Annotated in this window: 12 protein-coding genes; 3 read left to right on the forward strand and 9 right to left on the reverse strand. The window is 35.4% G+C overall.

Annotation, left to right across the window (positions count from 1 at the left end; genetic code table 11):
• Window positions 1-13 precede the first annotated feature (13 nt).
• On the reverse strand, window positions 14-517 hold the full coding sequence (locus tag P177_RS12890; RefSeq protein ID WP_051941829.1) for a RidA family protein: 504 nt from the start codon (window positions 515-517) through the stop codon (window positions 14-16).
• Window positions 518-598: 81 nt separating this feature from the next.
• Window positions 599-1,165 carry a Crp/Fnr family transcriptional regulator gene (locus tag P177_RS12895; protein WP_036155366.1) on the reverse strand — a complete coding sequence of 189 codons (567 nt, stop codon included), beginning with the start codon at window positions 1,163-1,165 and terminating at the stop codon, window positions 599-601.
• A 423-nt stretch (window positions 1,166-1,588) separates the two neighbouring features.
• On the opposite strand from P177_RS12895, the gene P177_RS12900 reads away from it, so the two are divergent.
• Window positions 1,589-2,557: an IS110 family transposase gene (locus tag P177_RS12900; protein ID WP_051941830.1), complete on the forward strand. Its 969-nt coding sequence runs from the start codon at window positions 1,589-1,591 to the stop codon at window positions 2,555-2,557.
• A 127-nt stretch (window positions 2,558-2,684) separates the two neighbouring features.
• Here P177_RS12900 and P177_RS12905 read toward each other — a convergent pair whose 3' ends face one another.
• The 7 genes from P177_RS12905 to P177_RS12935 form a co-directional block, all read right to left on the reverse strand.
• A complete protein-coding gene (locus P177_RS12905; protein WP_036155368.1) occupies window positions 2,685-3,503 on the reverse strand; it encodes a hypothetical protein in 819 nt (272 codons plus the stop codon).
• Window positions 3,504-3,693: 190 nt separating this feature from the next.
• The gene (fsa, locus tag P177_RS12910) at window positions 3,694-4,347 is read right to left on the reverse strand and encodes a fructose-6-phosphate aldolase (RefSeq protein ID WP_036155370.1); all 654 of its coding nucleotides are present in this window, start codon (window positions 4,345-4,347) and stop codon (window positions 3,694-3,696) included.
• Window positions 4,348-4,401: 54 nt separating this feature from the next.
• Window positions 4,402-6,432 carry a transketolase family protein gene (locus P177_RS12915; RefSeq protein ID WP_036155372.1) on the reverse strand — a complete coding sequence of 677 codons (2,031 nt, stop codon included), beginning with the start codon at window positions 6,430-6,432 and terminating at the stop codon, window positions 4,402-4,404.
• A 382-nt stretch (window positions 6,433-6,814) separates the two neighbouring features.
• Complete coding sequence (locus P177_RS12920; protein WP_036155374.1) at window positions 6,815-7,504, reverse strand: VIT1/CCC1 transporter family protein; 690 nt, start codon at window positions 7,502-7,504, stop codon at window positions 6,815-6,817.
• Between the two features lie 25 nt (window positions 7,505-7,529).
• A complete protein-coding gene (gene rpiA / locus P177_RS12925; RefSeq protein WP_036155375.1) occupies window positions 7,530-8,207 on the reverse strand; it encodes a ribose-5-phosphate isomerase RpiA in 678 nt (225 codons plus the stop codon).
• A 154-nt stretch (window positions 8,208-8,361) separates the two neighbouring features.
• A complete protein-coding gene (locus P177_RS12930; RefSeq protein WP_036155377.1) occupies window positions 8,362-9,234 on the reverse strand; it encodes a universal stress protein in 873 nt (290 codons plus the stop codon).
• Between the two features lie 80 nt (window positions 9,235-9,314).
• Complete coding sequence (locus P177_RS12935) at window positions 9,315-10,004, reverse strand: Crp/Fnr family transcriptional regulator (RefSeq protein ID WP_036155379.1); 690 nt, start codon at window positions 10,002-10,004, stop codon at window positions 9,315-9,317.
• A 112-nt stretch (window positions 10,005-10,116) separates the two neighbouring features.
• On the opposite strand from P177_RS12935, the gene P177_RS12940 reads away from it, so the two are divergent.
• The gene (locus P177_RS12940) at window positions 10,117-12,516 is read left to right on the forward strand and encodes a heavy metal translocating P-type ATPase (RefSeq protein ID WP_036155381.1); all 2,400 of its coding nucleotides are present in this window, start codon (window positions 10,117-10,119) and stop codon (window positions 12,514-12,516) included.
• A 288-nt stretch (window positions 12,517-12,804) separates the two neighbouring features.
• The gene (gene ccoS, locus P177_RS12945; RefSeq protein ID WP_036155383.1) at window positions 12,805-12,993 is read left to right on the forward strand and encodes a cbb3-type cytochrome oxidase assembly protein CcoS; all 189 of its coding nucleotides are present in this window, start codon (window positions 12,805-12,807) and stop codon (window positions 12,991-12,993) included.
• Window positions 12,994-13,236: the final 243 nt, after the last annotated feature.

A 13,236-nucleotide genomic window follows, 5' to 3' on the forward strand; every position in this document is an offset into this window, starting at 1 on the left:
TATTTTCATAAAACTATTTGGCTGCAGTGATTTCTATTTCTATTAAACAATTAGGAGCTGTAGCGAGTAGAGGCACCGGTACTATGGTGCTAGCCGGAAAATTTTTAACTCTCCATTCTTTAGCTGCAACATCAACCAATATTTCTTTTTTCTCTGGAGTAAAATCAACAATATAAACCGTCTGCTTTACTACGTCATTTAATGATAATCCTGCAGCATTAAGAGCTGCTTTAACATTAACTACGGTTTTACTTACTTGCTCTTTAAAGTCTTTGGAGATTAATTTACCGTCATTATCTGAAGCCCATTGACCAGAAAAATAATAGTGTTCTTTTCCTTTTGGTATCTTTACAACATGTGAAAATCCGTTTTGCTGCGGATTAAATAATTCACTAGGATTGATAAAACTGATTTCTTCCTTTTCCATCGTATTCGCTTTTTTAGAGATTACATTTTCTGATGCTGTACACGCCAACAAAACGGTTAGCATTAGAATAGAAACTATTCTTTGTGTCATATTAATTATTTAAATGATGAAACAAAGTAAGTACACCCTGTATTGGAGTACATTTACATATGTAAAGAAAACTTGCCCAACTTATTTCTGACTTCTAATACGGCTAAGTTGCGTTGGAGTAATACCAAGGTAAGATGCTATTTGGTATTGAGGAATTAGTTGTTCTAATTGTGGATATTCTTTTTGAAATATCGCATATCTTTTATTGGCATCAAGCAGTACTATTTCTACTTCACGTTTTTCTTTGTCAACAAAATAGCCTTCTGCTATCTTTCTCAAAAGCCTTTCCAAATCTTGATGTTGATTTAATAGTGTAGTTATCCTTTTGTAGTCACCAATGAGCAATTCACAATCTGTTAGAGCTTGTTGGTTTATTTTATTTGATTGTTGACTTACCAATGAGGAATACCCCCCTACCATATTATTTTCAACAAAGAAATGTTTGTTGTATTCAGAACCTTCATTATTTCTATAAAAGGCTCTAATGACACCCTTTTTAAGAAATCCCACTTTTGTAGCGATATCACCACTCTTAACAAAATAGTCTCCTTTTTTTAATGAGTATTCTCTAAAAACACTTTTCACCGCAAGCCAAGTAGACTCTTCAATAGGTGAAATGGTATTAAAAAAGGTGTGTAATTCTTTCAAATTTTGATGTTTTCAAAAATTGTTATCAACGTTTAATGTACGAAACGTAGGACATGTTATAAGCGATACGTTGCGGTTTGGTACTAAGCCAAATATAATATTTTGCTTTTATCTTTTTTTGTTGAAAATGCCAAGTTTTATATTTGGCGACTTTTATAAATAAACACAGACCTTTCGAAAAGCCTAAACCGCCCTATGTTTTTTTATACATCTTAAGTTTGATTCTCAGTAAATTGTTGCTATAACTAGAAAGAACAAAAGAGAGAATTAAGGTTACTTTATACGGTGAAGCTTCAGACTTCGACAACATTGATAATCCTCTCTCTTTTACTACTCAGATCACGTTCAGTTCTGTGAGACTTTAGATCTCGTTTTCAAGTTGTTGTGAGCAGAAGTAGCCGGTTCTTTCATAAAACATTTCTTATGAATAAATATAAAGAAACTTTTGGAGTTGACATTAGTAAAGATGTTTTTGATGTACATGGTAGTAACAAAGGTCACGACCAGTATAAGAACGATGAAATTGGATTTAAGAAATTCCTTAAGGAATTACCCAAAGGTTCATTGGTCGTTATGGAAGCTACCGGTTACTATCACTATAGACTTGCTCAGTTTCTTTACAAAAAGGGTGTAGTAGTTTCAGTAGTAAACCCATTATCTATAAAGCGGTTCATTCAAATGAAACTGGCAAAGGTAAAAACGGACAAAAGCGATGCCAAGGCTATATGTGAGTATGCCCTGATCAACGAGGTTCCTATTTATAATGCCTTAACAGATACCCAGAGCGAATGTTTACAGTTGTTCCGGTTATTGGATACCTATTTAAAGCAACGTACGGCAACCAAGAACAAGATACATGGGGAAGCAGTTTTAGGTATACCCTCAAAGTTTGTTTATCGTTCCTTGATACGTAACAAGAAACAGCTCAATAAAGAGGTAGCCGCTATCGAATCAAAGATTTTGTCATTGGTGAAAGAGGATCAACAAGAACAATTGACCTTGTTGACCTCGATACCAGGTATAGGGCAGAAGACCGCCTTATTCCTGATAGTTGTTACGGATGGTTTTAGCAAATTTGAAACGGCATCACAGCTTTGTAGTTACGTTGGTATTACCCCAACGATACGAGAGTCGGGGAGCAGTGTAAGAGGTCGAGCGCGAATAAGTAAGGTCGGTAATAGAAAGCTTCGCAATCTATTGTTTCTATGTTCTTTTAATGCCTGTAAACACAACAAGGCTTGCAAGGAAGTTTATGAGCGAATCGTGAACAAAGGAAAGAGTAAGAAATTGGCATTGATAGCAGTTGCTAACAAACTACTCAAACAGTCTTTTGCTATTGCAAAATCTGGTAGACCATATGATGAAACTTACGTTTCCATACTGCCAAGATAAATAGAAGATAGATTGAATAAAAAAAGCTCAAAGAATCTGTTTTTTGAATCTATGAGCGTGGAATAATAATGTCTCAAATTAAAGAAGAATTTGTTTGTTTTTTACCTCAGTTCTTTGTTAGGCAACGTTATTTATATTCAATGATATATTTTTTAGCATATTTGGGCTTTCCATTCTCATAATATTTTTCTTCAATCAAATTTCCTTTTAGGTCATATTCATATTGGAATTCGTCAATACGACTACTATTGTTCGTGTAATCACTGTGTATAATTTTCTTGATTTTTCTGTTTGAGTCATATTGATATTCTTTAGTCCAAGAAACAGAATCATTTTTGCAGAAGGATTCTAGTTGTATAAATCCTTCAGAGTTATACTTGTAGGTGTATTTTGAATTAGAAAAAAGTACGTATGAAATCTTTCTATTATATTTATCATATTCATACTGTTCAAATTCTTCTTTTCCATTTGAAGACCAAATCGTTTTTACTTTATTTCCGTTGGAATCATATGAATACTTAAAATACTTGATTAGTTCGTTATTAGAATTGTAATTTTCCTTTTTTACAATCTTATTGGAATCATATTTATTTAGATAAGATTCAATCAGTATTCCATTATCAAAACGGATTTCTTTAATTAACTCAGAGTTTTTATTATAGACTAATTTTTTAGAATCAGTTTCTCCGTATTTATTCTTTGTTTTTTCTTCAACCATATTTCCGATAGAATCATAATCGTAAATTGTTGTACTATAAGCTGATTCATCTATTTCTAGTTTCTGAACTTCAATGACACGCTGTAGACTATCATATCTATAAATAGATGTCCAACCAGTTAATTGACCATAAACAACTTTTCCATCTAAATCATTTTTGATATTATATTCTTTAAAAACAATCGTCTTTACATTACCAATTGTTTTAATTGGAGCAATTTGTCCCATTGTTTTTTGTGTTACTAAAATTGAAACTATTGTAAATATTAATTTTATCAATGTTGTTTTTTTATGTTGCCTAACAATCGTATATGTACACAATTGCACATACATCTTTTATATCCCAACTAAGATAAAACAAAAAAACCATCACTTTTCAGTGATGGTTTTTAATAATAAATTGATTAAATCTTACGATTTAGTTTCCTTTTTGGTAATCTGCCAAGAACTTTGCTAAACCACTATCAGTTAATGGGTGCTTTAATAGTCCAGTAATTGAACTTAAGCCGCCGGTCATAACATCAGCCCCAATTTTAGCACAGTCTATAATATGCATTACGTGACGTACAGATGCTGCTAATATTTCAGTTTGGTAACCGTAGTTATCATAGATCATACGAATATCAGCAATCAATCCTAATCCGTCTGTTGAGATATCATCTAAACGACCAATGAAAGGCGATACGTAGGTTGCACCTGCTTTCGCAGCCAATAATGCTTGACCAGAAGAGAATACCAACGTACAGTTAGTTCTATACCCTTTATCAGAGAAATACTTAATCGCTTTTACACCTTCTTTGATCATAGGTACTTTAATTACGATCTGTGGGCTTATTTTAACCAACTTCTCGCCTTCTGCAATCATACCCTCGTAATCCGTAGAAATAACCTCAGCGCTTACGTCACCATCAACTACATCACATATTTTCTTGTAATGTGCCAATATGTTGTCTGCACCTGTAATTCCTTCTTTAGCCATTAAAGACGGGTTTGTTGTAACACCATCTAAAATACCCATATCTTGAGCTTCTTTGATCTCGTCTAAATTTGCTGTATCTATAAAAAATTTCATCTTTTTCTACTTTTAAATTATTATAATGCTCTCTAGGCAAGGCCTAAAGTTTTTTTACTTTAAAAAATCTACTACTTGTTGGTATACTTGTTCTCCGGTAAATCCGAATTTTTCATCAAGTACAGTTGCCGGTGCAGAATAACCGAAATGCTCTAAACCGAATACTTTTCCGTTTGGTCCTGCTAATCCTTCCAAGTTTACAGGTAAACCTGCCGTAAGTCCGAATACTGGTTTGTTTGGCGGAATCACTGCTTCTTGGTAAGCTTCTGACTGTTGTCTGAACAAACCTTCCGAAGGAATAGAAGCAATGTTAATTTTCAAACCTTCTTTTTCTTCCAACAATTTTGTTGCAGCTACCAATGTTGCTACTTCAGAACCATTTGCGATTAAGATTACATCTGGATCTGCTACTTCTTGTACCAAATAACCTCCTTTTTCTGCTCCTAATGCCTCCTCATAACGGTTACCGCTCTTTACTGGAAGATCTTTTATCCCTTGACGAGATAAAATAAGTCCGGTAGGAGTTTTTTGGTTTTCCATTGCCATTTTCCAAGCTACGTTGGTTTCTTGAGAATCCGCAGGACGCAATGCTACGAAACTTTGCTCGTGGCTATGGTTCTTTAATTTCTCTAACAAACGTATTTGTGCTTCTTGCTCAATTGGTTGGTGTGTTGGTCCGTCCTCACCTACTCTAAAGGCATCATGTGTCCAAACAAACTTCACCGGTAATTCTTGAATACAGCTTAAACGAATTGCTGGCTTCATATAATCAGAGAATACAAAGAATGTTGCTACTACTGCCATTACCCCGCCGTGAAGCGCAATACCGTTTGCCATAGTCGCCATGGTCAATTCTGCAACCCCAGCCTGTAAGAATGCTCCAGAGAAATCACCTTTCTTTAAAACACTGGTTTTCTTTAAGAAACCGTCTGTTTTATCACTGTTGGATAAATCTGCAGACGATACGATCATATTCTCTACATTTTGCGCTAAATACGCTAAAACGTTAGAGGATGCTGCACGTGTTGCCTGACCTTCTTTCTGTGCTACAGAACTGAAGTCTAATTCTGGTAATTTACCTTCTAAGAAACCATCTAATTTTGCAGATAGCTCAGCATTTTCTGAACGCCATGCATCTATCTCTCTTTTCTTAGCTTGTGCTTCGTCTTTCTTCTTATTGATAATGCCTTCGTAGTACTCCTCTACTTTTGAATAAATATCAAAAGGGTTATCTACGTCTGCACCTAAGTTTAATAAGGTCTTTTCATAATCTGCACCTGTATCGCCAATTGGCTTACCGTGTAGTTCTGTATACCCTTCATACGGAGTACCATCTGCAGTTACACAACCTTTACCCATAATCGTTTCACCGATTATTAAAGTTGGCTTTTCTGTTTCTACATTGGCATCTGTAAGTGCTTTTCTTATTTGATCATGATCATGACCGTCAATAGTTACTACCTTCCATCCCCATGCTTCATATTTCTTGGCAGTATCTTCTGAAGTTACCTCATCTGTTTTAGATGATAATTGAACATCGTTAGAATCATAGAACATGATAAAGTTGCTTAAGCCTAAGTGACCTGCAATTCTACCTGCACCCTGAGAGATTTCTTCTTGTACACCACCATCAGAAATAAAACCATATATCTTATGGTTCATCCAATCTCCAAAACGTGCCTTCAAGAAATTAGCCGCTACTGCAGCACCAACACCCATAGTATGACCTTGACCTAAAGGACCGGATGTATTTTCAATTCCTCTAGCAACATCTACTTCCGGGTGACCAGGAGTTACCGATCCCCATTGTCTAAAATTAGATACATCGTCTTTAGAGTAATTACCCAATAGGTAATATTGGGCGTACATTAATGTAGATAAGTGCCCTGCATCCATGAAAAAACGATCACGAAACGGCCACTTCATATCAGAAGGATCGTAGTTGAAAAATTCAGAATATAAAATGTGCATGTAGTCTGCGCCCCCCATTGGCCCACCTGGGTGTCCAGAGTTTGCCTTTTCTACCATCGCTACAGCTAATGCCCTTATATTATCGGCTGCTAATTGATCTAGTTCCTTGTTCATTATATTATTAGATTATTTTTCAGGTTCGTGTTTATTTTAAAACTACTTAAATATCCTCAAAGATACTTTATATAGGGCTTTAATTAAAATTATTTGACCAACATAATTCTATAGTATTCAAGTAGTAAACCCCTGATCGCTTATGGAATAGCATAATAGCCCTCTCGAAAGGGTTTTCGGAAATTATATACGGTAAAAACCAATAGACAAAAGCCTATTACCACCTAGAAGTAAGACAGTTATGAAATATATTGTTGATTTCTTTAAACCAACTGTTAAACTGCAATATCTAAATTAGAAGTGTATAAAGTAGGTGACTATAATAAATTAGATGTCATATATAACACTTTCGTCCTTTTCTGTACCTAGAATAGGTGGTTCATCAAGCTACACTAACCCCAAACCAATGACCTATCAACGCGGTAATTGCCATTGCTACCGTACCCCAAAAGCTAATACGCAACATGGCTTTATATATATTTGAACCTCCTGCTTTTGCGGCAATAGCCCCTAATACGGCCAAAAATATAACGGCAAAGGCATATTGAACGTACTCCATATTTTCTAACGGAGCAAAATACGAAACTAACACCGGTAGAATTCCTCCAAAAATAAATGATGCTCCAGAAGACAGTGCTGCTTGTAAAGGATTTGTCTTGGATACATCATTAATTCCCAATTCATCTCTTGCATGGGCTTCTAAAGCATTGTGAGCAGTTAACTGTTCAGCTACCTGTAAAGCCAATTCAGGTTCTAACCCTCTTTTCTCATATATCTGTGCCAGCTCTTGAAGTTCTTCTTCTGGCATTTCTTTTAATTCTACACTTTCACGAGCCAAGTCCGCCTTTTCCAAATCTTCTTGTGAACTCACGGATACATATTCCCCTGCCGCCATTGATAAAGCTCCTGCTACCAAACCTGCCACGCCAGCTAAAATAATCGGCTCTCTTGTCGTGCTTGCCGCAGCAACACCGATAATTAAACTGGCGGTAGACAAAATACCATCATTGGCACCAAGAACAGCTGCCCGTAGCCAGTTACTTCTTGTTCCATAATGGATTTCGTTTTCCATACTCTTAAAAGTTAACGACCAAGGATCATCTTTTCTTTACACTTGCTTCTTCGCCTTTACCAATGATAACTACATTGGTACTGGTCAAAAATAACCCTGTTTCCACTACACCGGGAATACTTTTTAATTGTTTTTCTAAATCGGTGAGTTTTATATCACTGTTCCAAATATCAATATCTATAATATCATTATTCTCATCGGTTTTGTAATCGTCATCACCCTTCATTCGCTGAACCGGACTCAACCCCACACCATCTAACTCTTTTAAAATCAATTGCGTAGCAAAAGGTATTGTTTCTATTGGCAATTTAAATTTACCAAGTTTCGCAACACTTTTAGATGAGTCGGCAATTATGACGTTTAAGTCGGAATTATGCGCTACAATTTTCTCACGTAATAATGCCCCGCCACCGCCTTTGATCAATTGAAAATCCCGATCTACCTCATCTGCACCATCAATAGTTACATCCAATCTTTTAGCTTCTGCTAAGGTTATCACGTTAATACCCAACTTAGTTGCCAGCTTCTCTGTTTCATTTGAAGTTGCAACTGCTTTAATCTGTAACCCATTTTTCACCATTTCACCAATGGCCTCAATCATAAAAAATGCCGTAGAACCTGTTCCCAAGCCCACTGTCATTCCAGATTTAATATATTTTACTGCTTCTAATGCTGCTACTTTTTTCTCGTTTACGGCGCTCACTATTGTTGAATTAAGGTTTATTTGGTCTGTTATTTGGGTTAAAGATATTTATAATTGACCTATGTTGCCGTTATTATATTTAAGTTCTTACAATTTGGGCGAGTATATACTTAACCACAAAACACTTATTCTATAGTTTATGAATTCTTCCATTCTAACGAGAAATAGCTATGTGATTTTGTTTTGCCTGCAATGATAAGATGGGTACTTCAGTATTAAATACGGAACGCTCTACAATAAAATTTACTCGTAGATTTTTCATGAAACCATTTGTATTATTAGACACTACAAGCAACTGACAATTAGTTTGATCAATAAATGTACCTAAAGCCATGGCTAAAGATGTTTCTATCGTTACATCGTAAAAATGATGTGGTACGTTTTCTAACTTATGATCGATTGTTTCTAAATTCAGTTTTTGTAAGGTGGTCATATACCCCGGTACCTCATTGATATTTATAATGTGAACAGTACTTTTAAAAACGCTACATAAGTTGATCAACGGATACAACTCATTTCCATTATACAGATAATTGGCGTCTGAGATAAAGGCCACACTAGTAAGGTTTCTAAATTTATAATTTTTAGGAATAGTCAATACTGCACAATTATCAATAGTATTTAAAAGTCTGACCGCATTTCTACCCATGAATAGCGCATCGTCTTCAGCACTACCTGTAGCCCCCATTATTATAAAATCGATTTTATGCTTTAAAATCAGTTCTTTTACTTCTTCTATCAGCAATGAGAACGTTGAAATCTTTTTATATTGATGAAGTTCATTTTTGTAGCTTTTTTTGATTCTGGCAACAAGATTATGAAGTCCTTTTTCAGATGTTTTTTGCGCAGTGCATTGTTTTGTCTTTCCTATAGGACCACCTGCCATTAAACGATTACTATAAATTTCTGGTGTGTAAGCATTTAAGAAGTAAAATTTACATTCAACCTCTGCAAAAAGATGCAGAGCAAACTCTGTTGCATTCCAAGCAGCACTAGAAAAATCTGTAGGTATCAAGATGTTTTTCATGAATGTATTAAACCATTTGATGATAAATGTAAGTGCGCAACATCTTTGAAACTATGACATTTATCAGAATCAATAATTAATTAAAAGCCGTCAGCAAGTTCTTGCAATGTAAATTCCATCAATATGCCTACCTTCTTTCCTTCGGTTTTTATATACCCTTTTTTCTTGAAATCAGAAATCATTCGTATTAGAGACTCGGTGGCTGCGCCCACAATATTTGCGTAATCATCCCTACTTAGCGTTAGGGAAAGAAATCCGTCTTCGTCTTCTCCATAATTCTTTTTCAAGTAAATGAAGGCTTCTGCCAAACGTTGCTTTACCGTTTTCTGAGACATGTTCACAATGACGTCATCTGCCTCTTTTAAATCGTGAGCCATATGCCTTAAAACTTCAAGCGAGAAATACGGATTTGTATTCAAAGTATTCGTTATTATTTCTTTGGGAATAAAGCAAACCTCCATATCATTAATTGCCGTAGCACTTAGGTTAGTACAGTCTTCTGCTATGACAGAACGCTGCCCCATTATTTCTCCCCTATTGGTCAGTTTTACAATTTGTTCTTTGCCATTGCTACTTAACTTAGAAAGTTTAGAAACTCCATTTCTTACACAAAAAACACCGTCTAATTTCTGCCCTTCGACAAACAAAGCATCTCCCTTTTTAACCTTTCTAGAAACTTTAGAACTAGAGACTTTTTGTAACTCTTCTTTGCTTAATGCACGAAGCGAATTAAACTGTCTTATGATACAATTCTCACATCTACTTTCCATGGCTATACTATTTGATATAGCAAATCTAAACAAGCAAATTATGCTAAGAACTGACAATTATCATGTTTTAGAAAGTGTTTCATTTTCACCTTTGTAGTTCTAATTATTAATAATGACAAAGGCTGATACATGTTTTCATTGCGGAGATCCTTGTGAAAGGCAACTCATAACGTTTGACGAAAAGTCTTTTTGTTGTGCAGGTTGTAAAACCGTGTATGAAATATTCTCTACCAATGACCTTTCTCTTTATTATGAATTGCAGGATGCCGCTGGTACCACGCCAAAAGAAATTGAAGGAAAGTATGATTTTCTTGATAATGAAGAGATCATTTCCAAACTAACAGAATTTAATGATGGTAATATTCAAATTATAAACCTTTATATACCTACTATTCACTGTAGCTCATGTATTTGGATTTTAGAGAATTTGAATAAACTAAACAAACATGTTACCAATTCTCAAGTAGACTTCCCAAAGAAAACGATTAGGGTCACATACAAGCAAGATAATTTCAGTTTAAAAAACCTGGTGCTTTTACTAACTAAAATTGGGTATGAACCTTATATATCTTTAGAAGATTTTGAGGGCAAGAAAAAGGTTTCCGACAGAAGTCTCATTTATAAACTTGGGGTTGCAGGCTTTGCCTTTGGTAATGTGATGTTTCTTTCTTTTCCCGAGTATTTTGATTTGAACTCTAATGCTGCCTCTGGCGGAGAATATTGGCTGAACAAATATCAAGATTTATTTAGATGGATGATGTTCTTCTTCGCTCTACCTGTTGTGTTCTATGCCGGGTGGGATTATTTTGTTTCCGCTTATAAAGGACTACGTGCCAAACTACTTAATATAGATGTACCCATTGCACTAGGTATTCTTGTACTTTTTCTTAGAAGTACGTTTGATATCGCCTTCGATTTAGGTAGTGGATTTTTTGACTCCCTCACCGGACTCGTATTTTTTCTTTTACTGGGTAAATTCTTTCAACAAAGAACCTATAGCTTTTTATCTTTTGAGCGCGATTACAAGTCGTACTTCCCCATTGCCATAACAAGATTGACCACTAGCGGAAAAGAAGAAACCGTACCTGTACAGGAAATTGAAAAGGGAGACCGGATTTTAATTAGAAACGAAGAGATGATTCCCGTTGACGGTACTTTGGTGTATGGCAATGCGCAAATTGATTACAGTTTTGTATCGGGTGAATCAGAACCTGTAGCCAAAGAAATTGGAGAGCAAGTTTTTGCAGGTGGCAAACAACTGAACGGTGTTATAGAAATAGTCGCCTTAAAATCGGTCTCACAGAGTTATTTGACCCAATTGTGGGGCAATGCCGTATTTAAAACAGATAAAGCAACCGCATTTCAAAACCTTACGGATAGTATTGGAAAACGCTTTACCATTGCAGTACTTTCCATCGCTTTTATTTCAACTGCTTTTTGGTTGTTCTACGACCCATCAAAAGCAATGAATGTATTTACCGCAGTTTTAATTATTGCCTGCCCTTGTGCTATTGCTTTGGCTTCTCCATTTACTTTAGGTAATATGCTGCGCATTTTTGGTAAGAAGAAGTTTTACATTAAGAACACCCAAACCATAGAACAGCTAGCGAAAATTGATACTGCCATTTTTGATAAAACGGGTACGATTACTACCACACAAAAAAGTACGGCACACTATGAAGGCATGCCATTAACCGCTGAAGAAGAATCTATTTTAAAGAATACCATTAGGGCTTCTAACCACCCTTTAAGCAGATCTTTATATGACCTGCTTAAAGAACAGAATATCATCACCTTAGATGAGTATGAAGAACATGTTGGCAAAGGTTTGGAAAGTTCTAAAGGCGACATTAATATGAAGATTGGTTCCGCTAATTTTGTTGGAAAAACTATGACCAATAATTTACAGGATACGTCTATGTACATAAGTTCCAACAATGCATACAAAGGCAGGTATATCTTTAAAAATCAATATAGAGACGGATTGTCTACTGTTTTTAAAAACATGTCCGATTCTCTTCATCTTGCTATTTTATCCGGTGATAATGAGGGAGAAAAATCACGATTGGAAGCTTTGTTGCCCAAACTGACTCCACTTTACTTTAATCAAAAACCGGAGCACAAACTAGAATTTATAAAATCGCTGCAAGACCAGGGCAAAAAGGTGTTGATGGTAGGTGACGGATTAAATGATGCTGGTGCTCTTGCCCAAAGTAATGTAGGTATTGCTATTTCTGAAAATATCAATGTCTTCTCCCCTGCTTGCGATGCCATTTTAGATGCCTCAAAATTTCAGCAGTTATATTCTTATATACTGGCGTCTAAAAAAGCAATGCGTATCATTAAAATGAGTTTTATGCTTTCTCTACTCTATAATTGTATCGGGTTATATTTCGCTATTACCGGACAGTTAGAACCTGTTATCGCAGCTATTTTAATGCCTTTAAGCTCTATCAGCATTGTCATTTTCACCACAATTATGACCAACCTTATTGGTAGAAAACTTTCTTAGTAAAAGTATAGTTACCAAAATTTCTGTATAGCAGCTAACTGTGTTTTATAATACCGAATTACTACAACCTATTTTCTCGATTTACAACAGTATTTAAAACATTTCCAAACGAATTTAAATCCTTCAAAATATCAATTTTAACTACTGATAATCAATTAGTTAAATTCAACATAACGAAACAAACCACAACAGTCATCCTACAATTTTTAGGAAAAGTTTTAAAGTATGACAAATGTCATTTTCTAAGGTGTACAACCCACCTAAATTTACCGAATAATTCAGGTAGGTATGAGTGTTATATATGTTTTGTTAGCGATTAGCCTAGTTGTGGCAATTATCTTTTTTGCCGCTTTTATCATATCGGTCAGGCAAGGACAATATGATGATGCTTACACCCCATCTGTACGAATGCTTTTTGAAGATGAATTGGTGAAACCTGTGAAGGAAACAGGAAATACAGTGAAGAGTGAAGAGTGAAGAGTGAAGAGTGAAGAGTGAAGAGTGAAGAGTGAAGAGTGAAGAGTGAAGAGTGAAGAGTGAAGAGTGAAGAGTGAAGAGTGAAGAGTGAAGAGTGAAGAGTGAAGAGTGAAGAGTGAAGAGTGAAGAGTGAAGAGTGAAGAGTGAAGAGTGAAGAGTGAATTAAATAATTGAACGGGTGGAACATATGCAAATAAATAAGAGTCTATTCTCTAAATTCTTTTCTCTCTGTTCTTCATTTAA

The sequence above is a fragment of the Maribacter forsetii DSM 18668 genome (assembly GCF_000744105.1).
Lineage (GTDB): Bacteria > Bacteroidota > Bacteroidia > Flavobacteriales > Flavobacteriaceae > Maribacter > Maribacter forsetii.

What these genes read in the sequence shown, in the direction of transcription:
- P177_RS12920 (WP_036155374.1), bottom strand. Translation starts at nt 7,504, where the DNA reads ATGGAAAACGAAATCCATTATGGAACAAGAAGTAACTGGCTACGGGCA.
- fsa (WP_036155370.1), bottom strand. Translation starts at nt 4,347, where the DNA reads ATGAAATTTTTTATAGATACAGCAAATTTAGACGAGATCAAAGAAGCT.
- P177_RS12915 (WP_036155372.1), bottom strand. Translation starts at nt 6,432, where the DNA reads ATGAACAAGGAACTAGATCAATTAGCAGCCGATAATATAAGGGCATTA.
- P177_RS12890 (WP_051941829.1), bottom strand. Translation starts at nt 517, where the DNA reads ATGACACAAAGAATAGTTTCTATTCTAATGCTAACCGTTTTGTTGGCG.
- P177_RS12935 (WP_036155379.1), bottom strand. Translation starts at nt 10,004, where the DNA reads ATGGAAAGTAGATGTGAGAATTGTATCATAAGACAGTTTAATTCGCTT.
- P177_RS12940 (WP_036155381.1), top strand. Translation starts at nt 10,117, where the DNA reads ATGACAAAGGCTGATACATGTTTTCATTGCGGAGATCCTTGTGAAAGG.
- P177_RS12905 (WP_036155368.1), bottom strand. Translation starts at nt 3,503, where the DNA reads ATGGGACAAATTGCTCCAATTAAAACAATTGGTAATGTAAAGACGATT.
- P177_RS12930 (WP_036155377.1), bottom strand. Translation starts at nt 9,234, where the DNA reads ATGAAAAACATCTTGATACCTACAGATTTTTCTAGTGCTGCTTGGAAT.
- ccoS (WP_036155383.1), top strand. Translation starts at nt 12,805, where the DNA reads ATGAGTGTTATATATGTTTTGTTAGCGATTAGCCTAGTTGTGGCAATT.
- P177_RS12900 (WP_051941830.1), top strand. Translation starts at nt 1,589, where the DNA reads ATGAATAAATATAAAGAAACTTTTGGAGTTGACATTAGTAAAGATGTT.